We start from the raw sequence: 23,012 nt of genomic DNA, 5'->3' as shown, positions 1-23,012 counted from the left end.
CAAACAATTTAAAACAAAACCTACAAAATGAATTGGCTTAAATCTTTGTTTCTTGAGATAGCTCCTAATTTCTCCTCCACGTATTGTGGAGTAATTGTAATTTTATCTAACGTAATTTCTGGTGCTTCAAAAGATAAATCTTCAAGCAGCTTTTCCATTATCGTATGGAGACGTCTTGCTCCAATATTATCTGTGTTTTGATTCACTTCAAAGGCAAATTCAGCGATCCTACGTATAGCATCGTCAGAAAATTCAATTTGTATACCTTCCGTTTCCAATAATGCTTCATATTGTTTAATTAACGCATTATCAGGCTCAACGAGTATATTGAAGAAATCATCAACAGTGAGCTTTGTCAGCTCCACTCGAATTGGAAAACGCCCTTGTAATTCAGGGATTAAATCAGATGGTTTTGCCATATGGAAGGCACCTGCTGCCATAAACAGGACATGATCCGTTTTCACAGATCCGTATTTCGTTACAACTGTAGAGCCTTCAACAACAGGTAATATATCTCTCTGTACACCCTCTCGAGATACATCAGCAGTCGATCCACCACTATTTTTGCTAGCGATCTTGTCAATTTCATCGATAAAGATAATACCAGATTGTTCTGCGCGGAAAACTGCCTCTTGTGTTACTTCATCCATGTCAATGAGTTTTTGCGCTTCTTCATTCGTTAAGACCTTTCGCGCTTCACTTACAGTTAGCTTTCTTTTTTTCCTGCGTTTAGGCATCATACTGCCAAGTGCATCCTGCATGTTCATTCCCATTTGTTCCATTCCAGAACCTTGAAGCATGTCGAACATAGAAGGCTGCTGCTCCTCTAGCTCAACTGTAATAACTTCATTTTCAAGCTCACCTAATACAAGCTTTTCCCTCACAACCTTGCGTTTCCCTTGAAGGTCCAAATCATCCGTTGTGTGATTGTCTTGCTCAGATTGAACGTTTCCACCGCCAAATAACATTTCAAGCGGATTCTTGTAATTTACGGACTTTTTACTTGAAGGTACGAGCAATTCAACGATAATGCGATTTGCACTTTCTTCTGCACGTTCCTTTACACTTGCCATTTTTTCCTCTTTGACAAGACGTACCGATGTTTCAACCAGGTCTCTTACCATTGATTCAACATCTCTGCCTACGTAGCCTACTTCAGTAAATTTAGTTGCTTCAACCTTAACAAATGGTGCTCCAACTAACTTGGCCATTCGGCGGGCAATTTCAGTTTTACCGACACCTGTAGGTCCGATCATTAAAATGTTTTTTGGACTGATTTCATCCCGCATTTGGTCTTCAAGCAAACCGCGGCGGTATCTGTTCCTTAAAGCAACTGCAACTGCCTTCTTCGCATCTTTTTGGCCAATAATAAATTGATCAAGCTTTTCAACAATTTGGCGGGGTGTTAAGTTCGTTCCTTTAACCATTGATCGCACACACCTTCCCTTAAAGTTCTTCCACAATGATATTGGTATTTGTATATACGCATATTTCAGCTGCCATCTCAAGGGATGCTCTAGCTATTTCTTTAGCCGATAAATGATCCCCAGCATATCTTTTCAGAGATCTTCCTGCAGCTAGTGCATAGTTCCCTCCTGAACCGATTGCTAAAACGCCATCATCTGGTTCAATAACTTCCCCAGTACCTGAAATAAGAAGCAGGTTTTCAGCATTCATCACAATAAGCATTGCTTCTAACTTTCGTAAAACTTTGTCGCTTCTCCATTGTTTTGCAAGCTCAACTGCTGCACGCTGCAAATTCCCATTATATTCCTCTAGTTTCCCTTCAAACATTTCAAATAATGTAAATGCATCTGCAACTGAGCCAGCAAATCCAGCAATTACCTTTCCATTAAACAGCTTTCGAACCTTTCTCGCAGTGTGTTTCATCACAACCGCATTCCCAAAAGTAACTTGACCATCTCCAGCCATTGCACAATCCCCATTGTGCTGCACAGCGAAAATAGTTGTTGCGTGGAATTGAGACATGATTAATCCTCCTTTTACTTATTATCCATCGTCCTCTTACTAGCCAATACCTTGCCTAAACAAAAGAACGTTTGTTTAGGCTCTAGGGTGGTGGGTATTATATGTTTTTCTTAAGTATTCATTCGAAACATGTGTATACACCTGAGTCGATGACAAAAAAGCATGACCTAGTAATTCCTGAACCGTTCTCATATCTGCTCCGTTCGCAAGTAAATGAGTAGCAAACGTATGTCTAAGCATATGTGGATGTATTTTACCCGTTAAGGTAGATTGTTCAATCAGTTTATCAAGGATCAATCTTATTCCGCGAGACGTTAACTGACCTCCCCGAAAATTTAAGAATAAATAATCATTGGGAGTATCTCTTTTTGAAAGCAAGCTCTTACGGCCGTTGTCTATGTAATTCTGGAGCGCATCATGCGCAAAGCTTCCAAACGGAATATAACGCTGCTTATTCCCTTTTCCATGTACTAGCACTGTTGAGAGATACATATCAAGATCCTTCATGCGAATTTGACTGCATTCACTTACACGCATCCCAGTTGCATAGAGCAGTTCAAGTAGCGCTTTATTTCGTTGACCTAAAGAAGTTTCCGTTTCACAAGCATGAAATAAAGCATCCATTTCCTCTTCATAAAAAAATTCCGGTAGCTTTTTTTCTGCCTTTGGAATAAATGCAAGCGCAAATGGGTTATCTTGTACGAGTCTTTCTCTAACCAAAAACTTAAAAAAACTGCGAAGACAAGAGATCTTCCTTGCAACGGTCTTTCTGGCAAGTTTCTCATCATATAACTTTGTCAAGTAAATACGAACATCTAAATACTTAACATCATCTATGCTGCTAATTGATTGTTCAGTCATGAACATAAAGAATTCACTGATGTCATGGTGATAATGTTCAATAGTATATTGTGAATAATTTTTCTCGATTTGTAAATATTCAATAAACAAAGTTAACGAATTGTTCACATTTGGATCCATTCTATCACCTCACAAGGGCTTCTAAAGCGTAACATATTTTAGAAACCCTTGCAATTAAATCTCCTTATTTTTCGCAAAGTTCTGAATTGTTTCTAACGCTCGAGCAGCATGCTGTTCATTTCTTTCTTTTTTCCCTTTAATCTTAACCGGAAGATCTGGCAGTAATCCGAAATTTGCATTCATTGGCTGAAAGCTTTTAGCATTCGCAGAGGTAATATATCTAGCCATACTTCCTATCGTCGTTTCATGAGGAAATTCAAGAAGTTCCTTGCCTTTTACTAGACGGGCAGCATTGATGCCAGCAACTAAGCCGCTTGCTGCCGATTCTACATATCCTTCCACCCCCGTCATTTGCCCTGCAAAAAATAAATCATTCCGATTGATAAATTGATAGGTAGGACGCAGCACTTTTGGTGAGTTAATAAATGTGTTACGGTGCATAACCCCATAACGGACAATCTCTGCATTTTCTAGTCCTGGAATTAATTGAATGACTTCTTTTTGTGGACCCCATTTTAAATGAGTTTGAAATCCTACAATATTGAATAACGTTCCAGCAGCATCATCCTGGCGAAGCTGGACGACAGCAAACGGTCTTTTCCCCGTCTTAGGGTCTTCTAAACCAACTGGCTTCATCGGTCCGAAAAGCATGGTTTTCTTTCCTCTACCTGCCATTACTTCAATTGGCATACATCCTTCAAAAAAGATTTCTTTTTCAAATTCTTTTAAAGGAACAGTTTCAGCAGAAATTAACGCTTCGTAAAATGTATTGAATTCTTCTTCTGTCATTGGACAGTTTAAATAAGCTGCTTCCCCTTTATCATAGCGTGACTTCAAATAAACCTTATCCATATTAATGGATTCTTTTTCAATGATTGGCGCAGCCGCATCATAGAAATATAAATATTCTTCACCAGATAATTCTTTAAGTTTGGACGAAAGTGCTTCACTCGTAAGCGGTCCAGTTGCAATAACCGTAGGGCCCTCTGGAATCTCTGCTACTTCTTCTGTAATGACCGTTACATTCGGATGATTCTTGACTTTCTCTGTCACCAATGCCGCAAACTCATGTCTATCGACTGCTAAAGCACCTCCGGCCGGAACAGCACATGCATCAGCGGAAGCGATAATGACGGAGTCCAAATTTCTCATTTCTTCTTTCAACACACCAACTGCATTTGTTAGTGTATTTGCTCTTAATGAATTGCTGCATACAAGCTCAGCAAATTTATCTGTATGGTGGGCCGGAGTTTGTCGTACTGGCCGCATTTCGTATAATCGGACTTGGATTCCGCGATTAGCAATTTGCCAAGCAGCTTCGCTGCCAGCTAAACCAGCACCTATAACATTAACTGTTTCCTTCATTTGATAAGAACCTCCAACTATGTAAATGAAACTCCAATCTTAACTTTCCCAAATTTCAAACCATCTTGCATTATATACTACGTTTGAAAAATAATAAAGTTTTAAATGTTAGGCAAAATAACTGTTTTTTTCTTAAAGATTGGCACAATAGAAAAAAGTGAGCCTTTTGGCCCACCTCTTAACCTTGCTTCTCTTCCTTGTAGTCACATTCAACACATTGTACTTGGACACCTTTTTTCAGCTTCTTTTCCACAAGAAGGTTCTCGCATTTTGGACAGCTACGCGGCAAAGGTTTGTCCCAAGAAATAAAATCACATTCAGGGAATCGATCACACCCATAAAAAATCCGGCGTTTCTTACTTTTTCTCTCTATTATATTTCCTTCTTTACAGCTCGGGCACTTTACTCCAACCTCTTTAACAATGGCTTTCGTATTTCGGCAATCTGGAAAATTACTGCACGCCATAAACTTCCCATATCGGCCCATTTTAAATACCATTGGATTTCCACACTGTTCACAATCTTCGCCAGCTGGCTCATCCTTTATTTCTACTTCCTGCATTTCTTTTTCTGCAATTTTTAAATGCTTTTCGAAATCTCCGTAAAAGTCATCGATAATCTGTACCCAATTGACTTTTCCTTCTTCAATATGGTCAAGATCCTTTTCCATTTTAGCTGTAAACTCGACATCAAGTATATCTGGGAAAAACTCTAGAATTAGTTCTAAAACGATTTCTCCTAGTTCTGTAGGAACGAACCTTTTATTATCCAATCCTACATAACCGCGCTTTTGTATTGTATCCAAAGTTGGAGCAAATGTAGACGGTCGCCCTATTCCAAGCTCTTCTAACGTTTTCACTAGCCTTGCTTCCGTATATCTTGGTGGCGGCTGAGTAAAATGCTGCTTAGGCTCGATATCTTTCTTTAACACAATATCCCCTTCTTGGAGATCAGGGAGCATTTTATCCTTTTCTTCAGATGAATCATCCGTTCCTTCTACATATACCTTCATGAACCCAGGGAACTTTACTTTTGATCCTGTCGCACGGAAAAGAACATCTTCATTTTTCAAATCAACACTCATTGTATCCATAATCGCAGCAGACATTTGGCTTGCAACAAAACGCTCCCATATTAATCGATAAAGCCGCAGTTGATCCCTTGATAAATATTCTTTTAAGCTATTCGGTTCTTTCATTATACTAGTTGGACGGATAGCCTCATGAGCATCCTGAGTATTTGACTTTTTCTTTTCTTTTTTCTTTTCAGTTGATAAGTACTCTTTTCCGTATGAATGTTCAATAAATTGTGTTGCCTCCGCCTGGGCGATTTCTGATACACGGGTAGAATCTGTTCGCATATAAGTGATCAGACCAACCGTTCCTTCCTTGCCAAGGTCAATCCCTTCATAAAGCTGCTGTGCAAGCATCATCGTTTTCTTCGCACGGAAATTTAATTTTCGTGCAGCTTCCTGCTGTAAGGATGAAGTAGTAAACGGTGCGGCAGGGTTTCGCTTTCGCTCTTTTTTAGTGACAGATGAAACTTGGAATTCGTTTCCCTTCATCTTGCTGAGGACACGATCAACTTCTTCCTTCGAATGTAATTCAAGCTTTTCATTCCCGATCCCGTAAAAGTTCGCTTCAAAGCTTTCCTTTCTCTTTAGAAAGTCACCTTCAATGGACCAATATTCTTCAGGAACAAATGCTTTAATTTCCTTCTCCCTGTCAATAATTAATCGAACAGCAACAGACTGAACTCTCCCAGCACTTAAACCTTTCTTGACTTTCTTCCATAGTAAAGGACTAATATTGTAACCAACAAGGCGGTCAAGTAGTCTTCTGGCCTGTTGTGCATCGACAAGATCCATGTTTATCGGCCGAGGATGCTTAAAAGATTCTTTAATGGCATCCTTTGTAATTTCATTAAAAACTACACGGCAATCCGATGTAACATCCATATTTAAGCTATGGGCTAAATGCCATGCAATTGCCTCCCCTTCACGATCAGGGTCGGCTGCAAGATAGATTTTCTTAGCTTTTTTCGCAGCAGTCTTTAATTCTTTTAAAATTGGGCCTTTTCCGCGTATAGTTATATACTTTGGCTCAAATTGTTTTTCTACGTCGACACCCATTTGGCTTTTTGGTAAATCTCTAATATGGCCCATAGATGCTTTTACTTTATATTTTTTCCCAAGATAACGCTCAATCGTTTTTGCCTTTGCTGGCGACTCAACGATTACAAGAAACTCTGACATCAATAGTCCTCCTTAAGAGGGATTTTTAAATTATTTACTTGCGATTCACTTTGTTATTCGATCATTTTTATAAAACTTTAGACCAACATATGGTTTCTATATTAATAAATGACAATGGTAAAATTTTTTCACTTAAAATTGATTGCATCTCATTTTTGTTTAGAAATGTATAATCATTTTACTTCTATCATGAAATTCTCCATTATTATTGTACATATATTACATATTTGTCAAACATAATCGTAATGTTTCGAAAGCGCTTTTATACTTTACCACATATCTAAGTATAAATCTAAAGAATATGTTTTTTAGAAATTATACAGCAATTTATTAAAAATAATACATAAAGATTAATATATTAATTCTTCTAAAATATCTTCCGGTGTATTGACTAATTTCGCCCCTTGCTGAATGAGCTCATTGGTACCGCTTGAATAGGCACTAAATATACTCCCAGGCAGGGCGAATACTTCTCTCCCTTCCTGCACAGCATAGTTTGCAGTGATCAGTGATCCACTTTTGCTCTTAGCTTGAACAATAAATGTTCCTTTGCTGATTCCGCTTATAATTCGATTTCTCATCGGGAATTGCCATCTATCCGGTTTGGTGTGGGGTGGATATTCTGAAATAATCAATTGATTTTTCATCATTTCTGCCGCCAGACTTTCATTTGTATTTGGATAAATATGAAATAGTCCACCAGCGATCACTCCAATCGTTTGCCCATGATTTTGGATGGCTGAATGATGGGCAATCGTATCAATCCCCAAGGCTAACCCGCTAACAATGACAATTCCTTTCTCTATTAATTTCGGCAATATATATTTTATGGCGTTTTCACCGTACTCTGTATATTGTCTTGAACCAACAACAGCTAATAGATTGTCTTTTTTTAATAAGCGTATATCCCCTTTTGCATAAATAACCCATGGCGGCTGATAGGTTTCTTTTAATAATAGTGGATATTCGTCATCAAAAATAGTAATGATTCGAATGCCGTTTAGTGAATATTGTCGGATTTGTTCAAGAATAAGATCAGAATGAAGGTCATTGATAGCTATAATCGAGGAGGATTTTTGCAGATATAAAGGATCAAAGGTATTGTGATAAAGGGATTTGAGCTCAGGGTCAGATTTTAAAATATAATAAATAGTCTTCCAGCCAATACCTCTGCAATGATGCAAATGAACTAGCCTTTTTGTAAATTCATCCATTGGGGACCTCCTATAAAATTAGATTGGAGTTGAGGAAATATACTTGGGGGATAAATGCATAAATAGTCCCCCTATTTAGGGGGACTTATCATTGATATTTAAATTCGCTTATTAATGTGTCTTACATTTGTCATAAAGCCCTTTTTCTTTAAGGACTTTAATTAATGTTTCACCCATTACAGATGGTGTATCGGCAACTTCAATGCCGCATTCGTTCATTACTCGGATTTTCTCATCAGCCGTACCTTTACCGCCTGAGATAATTGCCCCAGCATGCCCCATACGCTTTCCAGGAGGTGCCGTGCGTCCGCCAATAAAGCCTACAACAGGTTTGGTCATATTTGCTTTTACCCATTCAGCTGCTTCTTCTTCAGCCGTTCCGCCAATTTCTCCGATCATGATCACAGCATATGTTTCAGGATCTTCATTGAATGCCTTTAATACATCAATAAAGTTAGTTCCGTTAACAGGGTCGCCACCAATACCAACTGCTGTTGTTTGTCCGATTCCTGCTTCCGTTAATTGATGAACTGCTTCATAAGTTAATGTTCCAGAACGAGAAACTACGCCAACATGTCCCTTTTTATGGATATATCCTGGCATGATCCCAATCTTACATTCATCAGGAGTAATCACACCTGGACAGTTTGGTCCTACTAAGCGAGTTTTCTTGCCTTCCATATAGCGTTTCACTTTAACCATATCTAGAACAGGGATATGTTCAGTTATACAGATTGCTAAATCCAGCTCTGCATCAACAGCTTCTAAAATCGCATCAGCAGCAAAAGGAGCAGGAACATAAATTACAGAAGCGGTAGCGCCAGTAGCTTTTACTGCTTCTTGTACTGTATTGAATACAGGCACTCCTTCTACTTCAGAACCACCTTTACCAGGTGAAGTTCCTCCAACAATTTTTGTACCATATTCAAGCATTTGTTTTGTATGAAAAAGGGCTGTTGAACCCGTAATTCCTTGAACAATAACCTTCGTATCTTTATTAATAAAAACGCTCACGTCAATTCCCCTTTCTTATCTCCAGTGCTTAGCCAACTAAGGAAACGATTTTTTGTGCACCGTCAGCCATAGACTCTGCTGCAACAATCTCAATATCAGATTCGGCAAGAATTTTCTTCCCTAAGTCTACATTCGTACCTTCTAAACGTACAACTAACGGTACTTTCAAACCAACTTGCTTAGCAGCTTCAACAACACCTGTTGCGATAACGTCGCACTTCATGATTCCACCAAAGATATTAACAAAAATACCTTTTACATTTGGATCAGAAAGAATAATTTTGAATGCTTCTGTAACCTTTTCTGCAGTAGCACCGCCCCCAACATCAAGGAAGTTAGCCGGGTCGCCGCCATAATGTTTAATGATATCCATTGTAGACATCGCGAGACCAGCTCCGTTAACCATACAGCCGATATTTCCATCTAATGAAATATAGCTAAGATCATATTTTGATGCTTCGATTTCTTTCGCATCTTCCTCTTCAAGGTCACGATACTCTAGTACGTCTTTTTGACGGTATAATGCATTTGAATCAAAGTTTAATTTTGCATCCAATGCCATAACTTTTCCGTCGCCAGTGACAACTAATGGGTTGATTTCGGCGATTGAGCAATCCTTTTCAATATAAGCAGTATATAAGCTCATCATGAACTTAACCGCTTGGCCCACAAGCTCTTTCGGAATATTGATGTTAAAAGCGATACGGCGTGCTTGGTACGCGCTTAAACCAACAACTGGATCAATTTCTTCCTTGAAAATTTTCTCAGGTGTCTTTTCTGCCACTTCTTCAATTTCTGTTCCGCCTTCTTCAGAAGCCATCAGAACTACACGTGAAGTTGCACGGTCTAGTACTAAACCAATATAGTATTCTTTTTTAATGTCACAGCCCTCTTCAATTAGCAGGCGTTTGACTTCTTTTCCTTCTGGACCTGTTTGGTGCGTTACAAGTGTTTTGCCAAGAATTTCATTAGCATATGTACGAACTTCATCTAAATTTTTCGCAACTTTAACACCGCCAGCCTTCCCACGGCCGCCAGCATGAATTTGTGCTTTTACTACACAAACCTCTGTGCCTAATTCTTTAGCCGCTTCAACAGCTTCTTCAACTGTGAATGCAACTTTTCCGTTTGGTACTGCTACCCCGTATTTTCTGAGGATTTCTTTACCTTGGTACTCATGGATATTCATTTCCCATCCTCCTATAAGCTCTTTACAAAAAATAGACTGCGCTTTCATTTTATAAAACTACACAAACCTTGTCCACCTTTATTAGGGAAATATTATATTTCTTTTAAAATTTATAAAATTCAGAAACCAAATAATCCATTCCCTATTACAATATTTGCTTGCTTTAGTAGAAAAATTACTTTTTTAATATAAAAAAGATGGGGATTTCGTTTAAAACGAATCCCCCAGATTTAACGCGATTGGAAAAAAATTCAAATTATTTATCTGTTTTTTTCGCTGCTTGGTCCGTACGATAAATAAATGCAAAGATCTCAGCAACTGCTTGATATAGTTCGTCAGGGATTTGCTCATTGATTTCTAGCTTGCCAAGAAGCTCGACTAATGATGGATCCTCTTGAATGGGAACATGATGTTCCTTTGCCTGATCTAGGATGTTTTCGGCAACTAAGCCCTTTCCCTTCGCAATCACTCTTGGAATATCATGCCCATATTTATTATATGATAATGCCACTGCCTCTTTCCGAAGATGCTGCTTTTTCATATTCGAAAATCAACCCCATTAACATGACTCATTGCAGAACGTGAAGAAATCGTCTCCTTCAATTTATTCACATTCTCATCTTTCGGTTTCTCAAATGCAATAGATGATAGCTGATAATTGATCTTTATTAAATTTTCCTTTAACTGGGCAATGAAAGGTGCGGCCAGCATTCTCATATCAGTCCGCTCATTAATAATCGATATGTTCATTACCCTGTTCTGCACCTGTAAATCTACAATTGTTTCTTTTAATTGATTCAGATTCAGATAGAAAAGGACACGGCAGAAATTCGGATCAATCTTGCCATTTTCTGTTTTCCGCCCACTCCATTGCATCGTTAAGTCTGATTTTATCTCCCGGAAAGACAATGGAACTTGAAACACATATTGTAGAAGTGGTCCAACCTCCTGTGAGAGCAGCTGGAACCCTGTTATTTTGAATAATAGCTTCTCTGCAGCATCTTTTATTGCAGGTGAGACTTCCTCCGATAACAGCTGCATTAAAAGCGGTTTAACCGTCTCAGCTTTATTAGCCGTATCCCCTTCTGGATTTTTCAGCGCACTTAACAGTTCATGTTCATAAGAAAGACCGATTGATTGGATTAAATGTTTGATCTGATCCTTTACTGCATGTGAGTTCTCCCACTGCATACCTGCTAATTTTATGTCATTTTTCATTTGATTTATAAGTGTTTGTTCCTCATTCGAAAGATTTGTCGATAATTCAGCCTGATCCATAAATAGCATGTTATCCAGTTTTGAAAGTGACTGGTGCGTTTGGTTTAAAATAGGAAGAATTTGCTTCCATACTGCCGTACCATTGGGTAATTCCATCCTGTCCGTTTCTTGTGCTAACAGTTGAAAAATGGCTTGAGCTAAAGCTTTCATATCCCTTTCATTTAAAGGAAGAGCAATGTTAGAGTTTCTTATATCCGATAGTACTTTCTGGATTTCACTCAAAGCTTTCGAGTCCATCCCGCCGTTTGCATCATTTTTAATTATATTTTGAAGCTTAGTTAAAGTTAAAATAAGTTCCTCTCTGCTGCCAGTACGATTGATCTCTACTAATTCAGGAATAATATTTAACGCTGGACTGCTTTTGGTTTGCACCAAGTCTGCTTTTGCCCATTTTTCAAGACCTTGCTGAACCATACTCTCTTCACTTGCATTAGTGGAAATGAACCCTGTATTCTGCAGGAAATGAAAGGCTGTTTTAGATTTTAGTTGATCCGGCGAACTGAGCCAGTCTTTTACTAGCTTCATTAAGGCAATATTACTTATCTTTTCTTTTTCTGTTATTGTCATTTCTGTTAATATCGCTGAAAGCTTATTACTAGATTCAGTTGGAATTTCACCCTTTATTTGAGTTAATAGATTCTCCATTAACAAGGACATCGGTTCATTTTTTAGGATAGAAGTCAGGGAATGGAAGACATCCTTTGTAAAAGGGAGCTGCTTAGTCAGCAATAATCTTATCCCTTCTAACCCTTCCTGAAAAGAGTCGCTGCTTTTAAGCCATTCAGCTGCCATATGTATTGTATCCTTTGTAATTGGAAGCTGTTCTCTCAAGAAGAATTGGAGCAAGGAGACATATTCTTTTGTAACTGGAAGGTTCAGTTGCTTTAATAGATTCTCTACCGAGGGCTGCTTTCCGTTTAAACCAGGTGATTCCAATACTTTAAGCTGTACTTGTCCATCGATCGATTGAACCTGAAAAAAGTGGCGGTCATTGACGGAAAGACCCACCTCTAATTGTGCAATAACCTTTTGAGAACCCACTTGCACTTCAGCTATCTGATTCGGAAAGAGCTTTAAAACCTTCCCGCTAATAATCTGCCCTGGCCGAAAAGTAAGGGGTCTGTTCGTCGTTCGTTTATCTTGCGTGATTAGATCCTGAACAATATTCGAAGCTCGCATGCTATCACCTTCTTCCTATTTTTCCACATACTCCTTTATCGGAGAAAAGCTTTTTCGATGATAGGGAGTAATACCAAACTGTTGAATGGCTGCAAGATGCTCTTTCGTTCCATAGCCCATATGCTTAGCAAATCCATATTCAGGATACTCCTTTCCTATATCTGACATTAGCCGGTCACGTGTTACCTTAGCAATGATTGAGGCGGCTGCAATCGATATACTTTTGCCATCGCCTTTAATAATTACTTCAGATGGATAGGGAGTGTTGAGTTTAACTGCATCAATTAGCAGAAAATCCGGCTGGACATTTAAATGGATAATGGCTGATTTCATGGCCTTTTTCGTCGCTTCATAAATATTTATGCGATCGATCTCGTCGACGTCGATCATTCCAACTCCAATGGCAATTGCTGATGATTGAAGGATTTCAAAATACTCATCACGTTTTTGCTCTGAAAGTTTTTTTGAGTCATCAAGGCCTGGCAAATAAAAATCGGCTGGTAATATAACGGCAGCTGTTACAACTGGTCCTGCTAGCGGGCCGCGACTTATTATACTTTTTAAACTCATACATTTATCGGGTGACTAGACTAAAACATATAACACCATCGGATTTCGACTAAACTATCAATTAAATTTTGTATGAGTACGTTAGTTCGAATTTGTCTAAGTTTAACCACGTAAACTCAAGTAATATAAAACGGTTCTTATACTAAAAATATATGACTTTGTTTATATTAGTGAAGAAAAATGTCTATTCAACTTTATGATTTAGTCCGATGATTTTCCAAACAAAGAGCTTTTAATCAAATTAAAAACCATAAAGCTCTATATTATTATCGGCTTAATCAACTTCGCTTTTTATATACTCCATAAATTTTTCTGTAATTCGTTTGTTCGTAGCTCAGTGTAAAACAGCTATCTCTGATAAAAAACTTCTCGTGAGGATTAGTTTTCATTGGGATCTTGATTCATCTGTATATTTTTTTCTTCTATTATATATATAAATATTTCTAAAGGACAAAATTTCCTTTCTTATTTTTTTCATTTTTTTCAATTTAAATAAGGTTAAACAATAACCATCAACGTTAGAAGTGAATCTATAATTTTTTTCGAAAATAAAAGTCTCTAATGAGAAAAATTTTTCAAATCATAAATCCCTCTGGTGTGCCATTACATAGCAACTAGAGGGATTTTATTTAAAACGGTTATACAAATAATGCTCCATTAATTCATGTACTTTGTTACGTATCATTGGATTAAAGTAATTATGTTGCTCTTCAAAACCTTCATATAAAAATGAATACATCGTAAATGCTTCGTCATGACCAATTTGCTGAACCTTCATATTCTTCTGCCGCATCTTATCCTTAACAACTTTTAAATCCTTTTGTACAGCTCTTATTGTTTCCTCCACAAGATTTAGATAAGGCTCCTTTAATATAAATGGTGCTTTATCTATAATATTTCGATCTTTTTCCAACACGGTAAGAAACATAGGTAAATACATAGCTTGCTCGATTATATCTCTATCCTCATTAGGTATCCTGATCATCCTTAAATCCTCTCCACACCAGTAATATCATTGATCATTATACTTTCGGTATTTTTGTTAATCTCCATTAGTATGCACAACTTTATCGGGTCAACTTTACCAACTATACCTATAAAATTAATAAAAAGGCCATTACGTCAAATAGTTACTTTTATAGGCAATGTGTAGTTTAGTGAATTCATGACAATAATATTTATGTCTTCAATTTCTTTTTCATCTAAGGTTGGCTTTTCACTTTAGTATCATAATGGTATATCCCCTTTTCATCGTCCATTGCTGGGAAAAAAACTAGCAGCCTACCATTTTTCAATCCGCGATCACGAATCATCCGAATCAACTCCTTATCACTAATTATGCGAACGTATGTTTGTTAAGTGAGTTGGATTCGAGTCATATTGTGTTTCTTTAAAATAAAGTTTGATCAAAGACCTCCTACAAACTTTTTTGTCACTCAAAATAAAAAGTATCCATTTTAAAAAATTGTTCAAAATGGAATCTGATTCAGTAGATTTAGGTTTGATATTATAAAAAATTCGGTTACTCTCATTACTATGCATTGTGGAATAAAAAAATCCTGTATATCACTACAAGACTGTTTAAGTAAAGGTTGTTGAACAGAATATAACTATCACATTATTGGTTTCTTTCTTTTCTAAATTCCTCATTGTATAAATTTACTATTGCTAAAATTACACCTGATATAAAACCTGCTATTGTTATAATAGATATATCAAAAATGGATAAAAGTATTATTGTAAAAACAAGTGTGAAAATTAGCCAATTAATAGATGAAGGAAAGTTATACAATTTTTTCATTCCTTCATTCCCCCATTCTCTTCCCAGTAAACATCTGTAAATACTTCTGCAAATATATCTATTGTCCTATTTAATTCATCGAGATTATTATCAACTCCCCCTACTTCAATTAATATTGCACGATCAGATACGTCCTGATTATACACACCATTTCCATCAGCTGTAGTTTTTAAGAAAACCCCTCTACTTATTCCAGGATATTTATTCTCAATCTCAGTATTAAGTTTTTCTGCAAAAGCCAAATTCTTTTTGTAATCTTCATTCTCTTTACCAACAATGAAATAGAGTTTAGCATACGATTTTCCCTCTATTATTTTTGTTGTCTTTTCTTTACGTGCTGAATCACGGTGTATATCAATAAAATACTCTAAATTGGGGTAATTTGATGTTGCGGTATTCACTATCTCATTTGATACTGCATATGAAGCAGAATACTTCCATCCCCTATTTAACAGTTCTTGATTAATATTTGTTGTATCATGATAGACTTTTAAACCATTGTTAAGTAATTTAGCTGTTAAATATTTTCCTAAACCAACTACATTTGCTCTTTCATTCGATGTTATTGCCTCTTTTGGGGTTGTTGCGTTTTTTAGTAGTGGTAGAAATGATTCCACATTATGAGTATGATAGACGAAAATATTACTATCTTTTGGTGAGGGTAATACTGTGTTATTCGGAGGAGTATTCTCTTTTAAATTTTCTTCTATCACTTCCATTTCTTTCATAAGAACTTCTATTGGAGGTGTTGATTCATATGGCAAAGTTGTAAGGTCAGTTCCTTCTCCGGCAACAACAATTTCGGTATCATAGTAAGATAAACCAGGTAGCCCATTTCTTATGAATGATCGGTGATCAGTTGTTCTAATACTTGACGCTAATGAGAAAAATATATCAGTTAGATTTTTTAGATTTAGTGGGTCGTTATTTTCATTAATAAATATATGATTTACAGAACTCATTGAAGAAAGAAACATATCATCTGATTCAATGTCTCTAATCAATTTTTCCAATGTGCTAGAGCCTAGTTGCAAATTAAGAATTAAAATAAATATTAGGGAGCTAAAAACAATTAAGAAAAATATCGATCTTTCAATTTTCTTTTCACTAAATTTAATAATTTTTATCATTAAAATCATCTCCCCTATTATTTTATGTAATAGACCAGAAAATATTACTATATTAAAGTTAAAACTATGATTAGATGGGGAGCTGAATAATGTAAATTCAATGATTAAGTCTCATAGTTTTTAAAGTTTACTTCTGAGTAATATCTAACCTAACAAATTTTTAAAAAGATGAGATAGATGTTTTAGCAAAAATTATTGAAGAATATAAGATTATCCAATCCATCCCCGGTATCGGTGAAAAAATCGCGGCAACGATTATTTCTGAAATAGGGGAAATTGATCGGTTTAATCACCCAAAGAAACTTGTCGCATTTGCAGGACTTGATCCAAGCATCTTTGAATCTGGAACATTCAAAGGTACTCAAAATCGAATTACTAAAAGAGGCTCCAGTAGGTTACGACATGCCTTGTATATGGCCGTTAAATGCGCCATTCGTGATTGTCGCAAGCAGAAAACGACAGATGAAATAATTCCTCGTAACATGAGATTACGAGTGTTTATGATAAGAAACGTGAAGAAGGAAAACCCTTCAAAGTAGCTGTGATCGCATGTGCCAATAAACTCTTACAATGGATTTATGCGTTTTTAAAAAGTAAATCGATTTTCAAAGATCTAGTCTAGTATAAAAATATAACTAAACAATCTAAATCTTTCCAACCACAGAACCTTGGAAGGTTATTTGGTATGCGCATATTTAGTATAGCGTGAAGTATTTTAAGTTTTATTGAAAAATATTGACAAACTATTAGCTGGTTTAGTTAAAATCTTCTATCGTTTACGTTTTTTGAACCTCTTAATCAAAAATACAATTATGACCATGATGAATGTAATCATTATAGAGTATTCCAGAATCATAAAGAAAAAGTCTGGATAAGGAATTTCCCAACTTGAACGCATTCCATTAAAATCTTCCGATGTTCCCGCTCTATTAACCAATACCAACAATGCTGAAAAAGAAATAATAAAGGAATAAATAGCTGTTTTTATTAAAGTTCTTTCCATGTTCCTCCCCCTTTTATCTTCTTCTTTACTTTACCATAAAAATCTATTTTATTTTTGTGCTAACCTGCTTCTTTAGTGAAAAAGAAATAGCTGCCTAATTGGCAGCTGGATCTTTTTCACAGGCACCCTTTACTTGAAGAAGGAATTATTTTCATTCCAACCTTTTTCCAGTCTAATCAAACCGTAAAAAGCAAAAGTAACCCCTAATTGCAATCATTCAATCTAAAAAATCAATACCTCAGCAAATATTGAAATTTCGAATGATAATTTTCAAATTTCAGCGAAGACACTGGCGTTATAAGCAAAAATAGAAGAAAAAGATGTAGATGAATTTATGCGAGACTTTGATTCTTTAATATTTGAAAAATGCTACCGATTGGCAGTTGTAGTAACTATCATGTTTTGATGGTAATTCGTAATTCCTGTTGTTTATCAAACTACCCGTTACTAGAAGAAAAATGATGCAATTATAAAACCTATTATGAATACAAGGATAAGTATCCCAGTTCCTTTCCACCCAAAACTTTCTACTAAATCCATAAGACTTCCGCTGTTTGCTCTATTGAAAGCATCGTTCAAATTTCCCGTTGGATTTCTTTTCGTTTCCTCTTGCCTTAATCTCTCTCTTTTTTGTTCAGGTGTTTCTTTGTTATAGTGCATTTAAACACCTCCTAAAAAAAATAACAATTATTTTATTTGAATTTTAAATCTGCACCGTTAATTAAAGTACAAACTTACATGAACACCATACTTTCTTTACATTAAGTATTCAATTTTTCTTGAAATTCTTCCTCCATTAAATGGTACTTTTCATGAAGAAAGACGCTTTCCTTATTTCAGAGAAGCGCCCGTTTATGGAATATTGAAGAACTTCAAAAAAAAATAGTTCCTCAGAATTTTGCTAAAGTACCCGTAAGAGAAGTCACTCTAAATTCATTACAATTTCAAGACCTGTTGGTTTATCCTTTATAGTGTCGCTATATTCTTTAAATACTAAATCAATTTCTGAAATATCATCTGGTAACGTTGGTGAAACAATGAAATGGTATGTTAAATGACCTATTGACCCCCCTGCTCGTTTCAGCCAACAATCATATTGCTTGCTTATAAACAGTTCAAACGTATTATTATTGCGTCGATTAATTCGATTATTGTTTGAAAGCTCTTTTCGCTGTTTTAATAAAGCACAAATTTGTTCATCAACTTGGTGAAGTTGTTTATCATAATGTTCTGTTGGACGGGGGTATCGATTTAGCTTCATCTGGTCACTTCCTTTCAGAAAGTTAAGGATTATCATTATTCTTACTTTAGCACAGAAATGGATATTTTGTGATTATTTTACATTAAACTAATCTTTCTGTTAGCTGAAAAAGCGACTGCCCCGTTGAGCAATCGCACCCGTTAGTTAAATAATGAATAGCAGTTTAATGGTATTGAAACCAAACAAACCATCCTTTTTCCTTACTTTTTGCTAAAAATATTTGACCTTGGGCTAAGTTAGCTCCAGGTGCTTTCGGGAAATCTAAACGTACAAGCCATGATTTTTCAGCAATTTCTTTACCACAAAAAGTCTTTGCCATTCCAAAATAGTCTTCTTCTTCTTTATTACCAACTGTTTTAAGAAAAGGTTTGGCAGTTACAACATTCCATTTAGTATATATGTCAGGAAAATCATCTATTCCAATTCCATAAGTTTTCGGTATTAAAGTATTTAATTCTTCAATTACCTCTTTTCTATCCTTAATGGATGTTTGCTTCAATTCACTTAATACAGGACATTCTTTAGGTTGGGCGTGGACTTCAAATGACCCCAAAGTAAAAAAGGATATGATAAAGAGCAGTAAACCCAATGTTTCAAAATAAATTCACCTCTTTTCTAATTTTCCCCAAATAGAAAAGAGTTATCAATTTTCCTTAAAGTAGCCTACTTAATTACTTCAAGTACATTTCTTCACGAACTATTCGAAACATTAACTCTTCTTCGCATCAACGGCTGGCTTTAATAAAAAAGAAGCTAATTATGCACTTATGGGTTCAGTTTAGAGGTTCAAAGAATAAAAGAGTAGCTTGTTGTTTCACTTCCCTAATTTAGTACCAATACTAAAAAATCACATAGGAAAATCGCTTGTTAAAATATGTAATTTAAAACACGATAGGTCATATATATTATTACAGGACAAGTATGGAGGGATAGTTTTGAATAAAATTGTAATTCTGTCTATCGTATTGCTTGTAATTTTTATTATAATTATCTGTATTTACTTTATTTCGAGACACAAACAAAAGGCTATACAAGTATTTACGTTTGAGAGTTTTATAAATGCCTATCATCTGAATGATGATGGAAGTCAGAATAAAGGCATAATTGATTCTATTAATGATTTTTTCGATGATGTCGATGATTAAGGAGACAGTGATGGTTTTGACGACGGGGAAAGCGATGGTGGTGGGGATGATTGTGGAGACTAGTTTTCCCCCTCACAATCGTCAAAACGATTTCATTTAAAGCTGAGCATTTTGCTCAGCTTTTCTTATTCAATGGCTCCGTTGGAATTGGTCATATCTGTTCGACCTTCTATTCAATATTTCTTTTCCCGCCCATTTATAAAAAGGCATTCCACTTATTGTAGAAATGCTATACTTTGTTTAAAGATGATGCAGCTATATTCCTTTTCAGATTGAACTAGATAAGCAGAATGATTGATCATAAACTAGCTTTTTAGTTCATTGATAAATTAATTATGTCATTTGCTACTTTCCCTTCACCAATTACTTGAATATATAAATGATCATTTAGGTATGGCTTATCAATGTTCAAAGTTAAAGAAAAGATATTATCATTTTGATTTTCTCGCATGTCGTATCCAATAAGTTTTCTTTCTGTCCATGTTTGAGTCCCTGTTGGAATCAACCAAAATAAGACACTTTTAGTATTTTCTGCTTCAACATGAAACGTTATTTTATGTGTTTCTTTTGGAATCTGTACCCAAATCCCGTTTTGAGGATAGGCCGTATTAATACTTTTAATTTCAGGTTTAGCTGGTGTATTAGACCATTCTTGAGTAATAACTGATTTTAAATGCTGTTAAGATATTTAAAGCAAGAAGTAATTTTAATATCATTGGTATCACCTCAATAGGTAGTATTCACCTGATATGGATTGAGATGTGTAGTTTAAATAACGGATACGCTTGTTCAATAAGAACAGTCGCCTCATTTCTAACAAACATGTTAGTTAAACATTGAAAATGTATAATTTTTTCCAAAATTACGGAATCTAACTATAAAAAGTCTATTGGAGTGAGAATCATTAAGAAAATAAGTGTTATTTTAGCGATTTTATTATTGTTTGACACAAATTACTTGGTTAGTGCTAAGCCTCCAGAACCAAAGGAAATTAAACCGTATGCAGAAGATTGGTATGTTACGCCAGAAGATATTATACAGGATATTATATTTCCAGCTATTGATAAAAGGGTAATAAAAGAATATGGAGGAAAAGAAGCTTCAGGTTTTGGCTGGCAGCAACGGAAGATTGTTAATATTGTTTATAACAATAATCATTCTTATGATATGTCCATAAAAATTATGGTTCCCAATAATAACTATAAACCATTTGAATATGCTCAAGACTTAGTTAAAGTAAGAGTATCTCCATCTTGTGATAGTCCAAAAATTGGATGTAGTCATGGCTTTAATGTAGAAGTATTGGATTACAAACATATATCAGAATAAGTAACTGTAAGAATTGCCTCCTTAAAATTGGCAATACCTTATTTAGAATGAATCCTGTTCAAATAGGGTGCAATTCTCTAGCATGAATTGTCCTTTACATCAATAAGATAAGGCTATTCTTCTTCTTGAAGAATAGCCTTATCTTATTGATTTTTTTAATTCTCTCGTCTACATTGGATACGACTTTCTTTGCCAGAAATACCTTTTTCAATTCTAACTTGGTTTATTTTAACACCCTTTTCTGGAGTATCTGTCAAAGTAATATGAATTCTGTCATAGGGTTCGTCACCATGATGTGCACTATAATTTAACGCACTTGTATAGATGAAATGTCTCCTTGTATCACCATTTATTCTTTCAATTTTATCTATTTTTGGACACATAATAAAGTCTGAATAAGTTTTGTCGAGATAAGTAAAATACCTTGTATATAAGGTTTCTTCAAACAACTCCTCTTTTGGAGTACCCACACTTTCAAACTTCCACCCAACTAAAATCCAATCAAACAGTTCTAATGATTTCAATCGGACTTTCATTTTATTTTTGGTATATATGACCTCACCATCAGCTAATGTGCATTTCTTCGCTTGTTTTTCAGAAATACAATTATAGGCAGGTTCAATAGTTGCAACTACCCCGTTTTTCATTCTTATTTTCAATTTGGAGATGGGAGTGTTTTTTAGTTCTAACTCAGTTGGTCCTTCAGTAGAACTTGATGTGTTTATCCATTTTACTACTTTATCTATGATTACTTCTTCATATCCATCGCTATACTTAAATATACGAGTACCTCCGTTTAAACGGTTTACTTGAATGGATAAAACTTCATCAGACTTTATTTTTGGTTGAAAACTTGCCACTGCTAATTGCGTTGATGAGAATAATCCATAAAACACTATATATATTATGATTGACCAGATTAACTTTCTCATGATAATCGCCACCTTTGGAACTAGTTTGTGTGTATTTTACCCATTGATTAAAACTAAATTCCAAATTGACTTCCATAAATCTAAAACACCCTATGTAGTTATGCTAAACTGCCCCATTACTTTAGGTACATAATTTCGCAATCTCATTTAAAATGTAACTTAGAAATCTAAACTTTCATTAAAGGAGTTACTCCACAATCTGGTCCGATTGTGGAGTAAGAAAAATCCTGCATATCAATATAGGGTTATTAATCAATTTTTATTTTAAATGATCATTCATTTTATAAAACTGCAGCAAAGAGCATATTGGAAACTAAACATTGCTTAATTAAAGATACTCCCATATAAGGCGATAAAGGGAAATATACACTTCGTACCCATTATCTGGTCTCTAATGGTCCCTTCAGCGCAAAAACAATCGATAGCTGGTTGTAATGACATTTACTTTACTGTTGTAGAAAAGAAAAAGGACATCAACCATCAGTAGCTGCTTGCTGCATAATGATAGATACCCTCGGTTAGGAGATATGCGAGTTTCTTTAAATTCTATCGTAAATTAATACCGATTAAATAAAGAATAATTATATGGATAGGATAAAAGAAGTAAAAAAAGTATTTTAATCCTGCACCCTTTTTTCCGTTATAAAGTAGCAACAGTGGAAGAGCAGAGATCATCATCCACTGAAAATCTGCGAAAGGGAATAGGTAAGCAAAAATAGGCTCCATCATCCTTGAACCCCACTTAACAAAAACTAAATACACGAATAAACTAAAAAATATAAATGTTAATGCAAGGGTTGTTTTATTTTTTGCTAAGTACAGCAGGCCGCCAAAAATTATAAAGAAAATACCGCCCTCAACAAAGAAAACATTACCAAATATTGCACCATAAAATAAGTAGTCTGCACGGAAACTAATAACTACAACCTCAGAAAAGAGGTAACACAGGAAGGTACTAATCATTTGGAATAAAAAGAAGTAAATGAACAACTTTAACTCTCTCTTGTCTAGTAAGTAGATTATTAAACCTATTAAAAAGAGAGTTGAAAAAAAGTTATTGGTAAAAAATACTCCTGTATTACTATAAGCTATATTAAATCCTAAATTAATGAAGGCCATGGCCACCCCGAAAGTATACATTCGAGTTAAGTATTTCTTTTTGTCAGATGTATATTTGTAACCCAACACAACACAATAAATAAAAATCGGCGCAGATACTCTGCCTATCCACCTTAAAAACTCTGGCGTATTTGGGATAAATTGACCAGTATGGTCTATAAACATAGCAATTAGAGCTATTATTTTAAGTAGTGTAGAAGTCATGAAATTTTATCTCCCTAGTTTTTAGAAAAAATAACCAAAAGCGTCAAAGAAGTCC

At 35.4% G+C, this 23,012-nt stretch carries 22 protein-coding genes and 2 pseudogenes; 4 read left to right on the top strand and 20 right to left on the bottom strand.

The genetic code is table 11. The annotated features are described in order from the left end of the window. Positions 1-20 precede the first annotated feature (20 nt). The 14 genes and pseudogenes from hslU to spoIIP form a co-directional block, all read right to left on the bottom strand. On the bottom strand, positions 21-1,427 hold the full coding sequence (hslU, locus tag AN957_RS11290) for an ATP-dependent protease ATPase subunit HslU (protein WP_053475657.1): 1,407 nt from the start codon (positions 1,425-1,427) through the stop codon (positions 21-23). Between the two features lie 19 nt (positions 1,428-1,446). Next, a complete protein-coding gene (gene hslV / locus AN957_RS11285; RefSeq protein WP_053475656.1) occupies positions 1,447-1,989 on the bottom strand; it encodes an ATP-dependent protease subunit HslV in 543 nt (180 codons plus the stop codon). Between the two features lie 75 nt (positions 1,990-2,064). Next, positions 2,065-2,970: a tyrosine recombinase XerC gene (gene xerC, locus AN957_RS11280; protein WP_053475655.1), complete on the bottom strand. Its 906-nt coding sequence runs from the start codon at positions 2,968-2,970 to the stop codon at positions 2,065-2,067. Between the two features lie 54 nt (positions 2,971-3,024). Next, entirely contained in the window at positions 3,025-4,335 is a 1,311-nt protein-coding gene (gene trmFO / locus AN957_RS11275) for an FADH(2)-oxidizing methylenetetrahydrofolate--tRNA-(uracil(54)-C(5))-methyltransferase TrmFO (RefSeq protein ID WP_053475654.1), read from the bottom strand. Positions 4,336-4,513: 178 nt separating this feature from the next. Continuing rightward, positions 4,514-6,589, bottom strand: a complete 2,076-nt coding sequence (topA, locus tag AN957_RS11270) for a type I DNA topoisomerase (protein WP_053475653.1) — start codon at positions 6,587-6,589, stop codon at positions 4,514-4,516. Positions 6,590-6,939: 350 nt separating this feature from the next. Beyond that, the gene (dprA, locus tag AN957_RS11265) at positions 6,940-7,803 is read right to left on the bottom strand and encodes a DNA-processing protein DprA (RefSeq protein WP_053475652.1); all 864 of its coding nucleotides are present in this window, start codon (positions 7,801-7,803) and stop codon (positions 6,940-6,942) included. Between the two features lie 111 nt (positions 7,804-7,914). Next, a complete protein-coding gene (gene sucD, locus AN957_RS11260) occupies positions 7,915-8,817 on the bottom strand; it encodes a succinate--CoA ligase subunit alpha (RefSeq protein WP_053475651.1) in 903 nt (300 codons plus the stop codon). 28 nt (positions 8,818-8,845) lie between these two features. Further along, positions 8,846-10,006, bottom strand: coding sequence for an ADP-forming succinate--CoA ligase subunit beta (gene sucC / locus AN957_RS11255; RefSeq protein WP_053475650.1), 1,161 nt, complete (start codon positions 10,004-10,006; stop codon positions 8,846-8,848). Positions 10,007-10,262: 256 nt separating this feature from the next. Continuing rightward, entirely contained in the window at positions 10,263-10,547 is a 285-nt protein-coding gene (locus AN957_RS11250) for an EscU/YscU/HrcU family type III secretion system export apparatus switch protein (RefSeq protein WP_053475649.1), read from the bottom strand. After that, positions 10,544-12,463 (bottom strand): hypothetical protein, encoded by a 1,920-nt coding sequence (locus AN957_RS11245; RefSeq protein ID WP_056684161.1) that lies wholly within the window; start codon positions 12,461-12,463, stop codon positions 10,544-10,546. Before AN957_RS11245 ends, AN957_RS11250 begins: the two co-directional genes overlap by 4 nt. A gap of 15 nt (positions 12,464-12,478) precedes the next feature. Beyond that, positions 12,479-13,015: pseudogene (locus AN957_RS11240) on the bottom strand (ribonuclease HII); the annotation flags it as partial. Between the two features lie 643 nt (positions 13,016-13,658). Then, positions 13,659-14,018: a YhjD family protein gene (locus tag AN957_RS11235; protein WP_056684158.1), complete on the bottom strand. Its 360-nt coding sequence runs from the start codon at positions 14,016-14,018 to the stop codon at positions 13,659-13,661. Positions 14,019-14,651: 633 nt separating this feature from the next. Then, positions 14,652-14,834 (bottom strand): hypothetical protein, encoded by a 183-nt coding sequence (locus tag AN957_RS11230; RefSeq protein WP_056684155.1) that lies wholly within the window; start codon positions 14,832-14,834, stop codon positions 14,652-14,654. After that, the gene (spoIIP, locus tag AN957_RS11225; RefSeq protein ID WP_075209130.1) at positions 14,831-15,964 is read right to left on the bottom strand and encodes a stage II sporulation protein P; all 1,134 of its coding nucleotides are present in this window, start codon (positions 15,962-15,964) and stop codon (positions 14,831-14,833) included. The genes AN957_RS11230 and spoIIP overlap by 4 nt, the downstream gene beginning before the upstream one ends. Positions 15,965-16,134: 170 nt before the next feature. On the opposite strand from spoIIP, the pseudogene AN957_RS26815 reads away from it, so the two are divergent. Beyond that, positions 16,135-16,586: pseudogene (locus AN957_RS26815) on the top strand (transposase); the annotation flags it as partial. A 147-nt stretch (positions 16,587-16,733) separates the two neighbouring features. Here the strand turns inward: AN957_RS26815 and AN957_RS11220 are convergent. Further along, a complete protein-coding gene (locus tag AN957_RS11220) occupies positions 16,734-16,967 on the bottom strand; it encodes a hypothetical protein (protein ID WP_056684152.1) in 234 nt (77 codons plus the stop codon). Positions 16,968-17,274: 307 nt separating this feature from the next. Between AN957_RS11220 and AN957_RS29135 the strand changes: the two genes are divergently transcribed. Continuing rightward, positions 17,275-17,373: a hypothetical protein gene (locus tag AN957_RS29135; RefSeq protein ID WP_425388942.1), complete on the top strand. Its 99-nt coding sequence runs from the start codon at positions 17,275-17,277 to the stop codon at positions 17,371-17,373. 41 nt (positions 17,374-17,414) lie between these two features. Here AN957_RS29135 and AN957_RS11215 read toward each other — a convergent pair whose 3' ends face one another. The 3 genes from AN957_RS11215 to AN957_RS11205 form a co-directional block, all read right to left on the bottom strand. Then, the gene (locus AN957_RS11215) at positions 17,415-17,627 is read right to left on the bottom strand and encodes a DUF6366 family protein (RefSeq protein ID WP_056684149.1); all 213 of its coding nucleotides are present in this window, start codon (positions 17,625-17,627) and stop codon (positions 17,415-17,417) included. 262 nt (positions 17,628-17,889) lie between these two features. Next, positions 17,890-18,228, bottom strand: a complete 339-nt coding sequence (locus AN957_RS11210) for a hypothetical protein (RefSeq protein WP_056684147.1) — start codon at positions 18,226-18,228, stop codon at positions 17,890-17,892. A gap of 163 nt (positions 18,229-18,391) precedes the next feature. Further along, a complete protein-coding gene (locus AN957_RS11205; RefSeq protein ID WP_245637778.1) occupies positions 18,392-18,727 on the bottom strand; it encodes a hypothetical protein in 336 nt (111 codons plus the stop codon). A 436-nt stretch (positions 18,728-19,163) separates the two neighbouring features. Between AN957_RS11205 and AN957_RS11200 the strand changes: the two genes are divergently transcribed. Both AN957_RS11200 and AN957_RS11190 read left to right on the top strand, forming a co-directional pair. Further along, on the top strand, positions 19,164-19,373 hold the full coding sequence (locus AN957_RS11200; RefSeq protein WP_245637777.1) for a hypothetical protein: 210 nt from the start codon (positions 19,164-19,166) through the stop codon (positions 19,371-19,373). Between the two features lie 894 nt (positions 19,374-20,267). After that, a complete protein-coding gene (locus AN957_RS11190) occupies positions 20,268-20,702 on the top strand; it encodes a hypothetical protein (RefSeq protein WP_245637776.1) in 435 nt (144 codons plus the stop codon). A 155-nt stretch (positions 20,703-20,857) separates the two neighbouring features. On the opposite strand, the gene AN957_RS11185 is transcribed toward AN957_RS11190, so the two are convergent. Together AN957_RS11185 and AN957_RS11180 are read right to left on the bottom strand one after the other, a co-directional pair. Next, a complete protein-coding gene (locus AN957_RS11185; RefSeq protein ID WP_056684141.1) occupies positions 20,858-21,634 on the bottom strand; it encodes a hypothetical protein in 777 nt (258 codons plus the stop codon). A gap of 546 nt (positions 21,635-22,180) precedes the next feature. Then, positions 22,181-22,957: a TraX family protein gene (locus AN957_RS11180; protein WP_056684138.1), complete on the bottom strand. Its 777-nt coding sequence runs from the start codon at positions 22,955-22,957 to the stop codon at positions 22,181-22,183. Between the last annotated feature and the right edge of the window lie 55 nt (positions 22,958-23,012).

The sequence above is a fragment of the Cytobacillus solani genome (assembly GCF_001420595.1).
GTDB classification, from domain to species: domain Bacteria; phylum Bacillota; class Bacilli; order Bacillales; family Cytobacillaceae; genus Cytobacillus; species Cytobacillus solani.
Note: the sequence above shows the minus strand (reverse complement) of the source record. Positions and strands in the feature narration are given on the sequence as shown.

What these genes read in the sequence shown, in the direction of transcription:
- sucC (WP_053475650.1), bottom strand. Translation starts at nt 10,006, where the DNA reads ATGAATATCCATGAGTACCAAGGTAAAGAAATCCTCAGAAAATACGGG.
- xerC (WP_053475655.1), bottom strand. Translation starts at nt 2,970, where the DNA reads ATGGATCCAAATGTGAACAATTCGTTAACTTTGTTTATTGAATATTTA.
- AN957_RS11215 (WP_056684149.1), bottom strand. Translation starts at nt 17,627, where the DNA reads ATGCACTATAACAAAGAAACACCTGAACAAAAAAGAGAGAGATTAAGG.
- AN957_RS11180 (WP_056684138.1), bottom strand. Translation starts at nt 22,957, where the DNA reads ATGACTTCTACACTACTTAAAATAATAGCTCTAATTGCTATGTTTATA.
- spoIIP (WP_075209130.1), bottom strand. Translation starts at nt 15,964, where the DNA reads ATGATAAAAATTATTAAATTTAGTGAAAAGAAAATTGAAAGATCGATA.
- hslV (WP_053475656.1), bottom strand. Translation starts at nt 1,989, where the DNA reads ATGTCTCAATTCCACGCAACAACTATTTTCGCTGTGCAGCACAATGGG.
- AN957_RS11235 (WP_056684158.1), bottom strand. Translation starts at nt 14,018, where the DNA reads ATGATCAGGATACCTAATGAGGATAGAGATATAATCGAGCAAGCTATG.
- AN957_RS11185 (WP_056684141.1), bottom strand. Translation starts at nt 21,634, where the DNA reads ATGAGAAAGTTAATCTGGTCAATCATAATATATATAGTGTTTTATGGA.
- dprA (WP_053475652.1), bottom strand. Translation starts at nt 7,803, where the DNA reads ATGGATGAATTTACAAAAAGGCTAGTTCATTTGCATCATTGCAGAGGT.
- AN957_RS11245 (WP_056684161.1), bottom strand. Translation starts at nt 12,463, where the DNA reads ATGCGAGCTTCGAATATTGTTCAGGATCTAATCACGCAAGATAAACGA.
- AN957_RS11230 (WP_056684155.1), bottom strand. Translation starts at nt 14,834, where the DNA reads ATGAAAAAATTGTATAACTTTCCTTCATCTATTAATTGGCTAATTTTC.
- topA (WP_053475653.1), bottom strand. Translation starts at nt 6,589, where the DNA reads ATGTCAGAGTTTCTTGTAATCGTTGAGTCGCCAGCAAAGGCAAAAACG.
- AN957_RS11220 (WP_056684152.1), bottom strand. Translation starts at nt 16,967, where the DNA reads ATGGAAAGAACTTTAATAAAAACAGCTATTTATTCCTTTATTATTTCT.
- trmFO (WP_053475654.1), bottom strand. Translation starts at nt 4,335, where the DNA reads ATGAAGGAAACAGTTAATGTTATAGGTGCTGGTTTAGCTGGCAGCGAA.
- AN957_RS11250 (WP_053475649.1), bottom strand. Translation starts at nt 10,547, where the DNA reads ATGAAAAAGCAGCATCTTCGGAAAGAGGCAGTGGCATTATCATATAAT.
- hslU (WP_053475657.1), bottom strand. Translation starts at nt 1,427, where the DNA reads ATGGTTAAAGGAACGAACTTAACACCCCGCCAAATTGTTGAAAAGCTT.
- AN957_RS11210 (WP_056684147.1), bottom strand. Translation starts at nt 18,228, where the DNA reads ATGAAGCTAAATCGATACCCCCGTCCAACAGAACATTATGATAAACAA.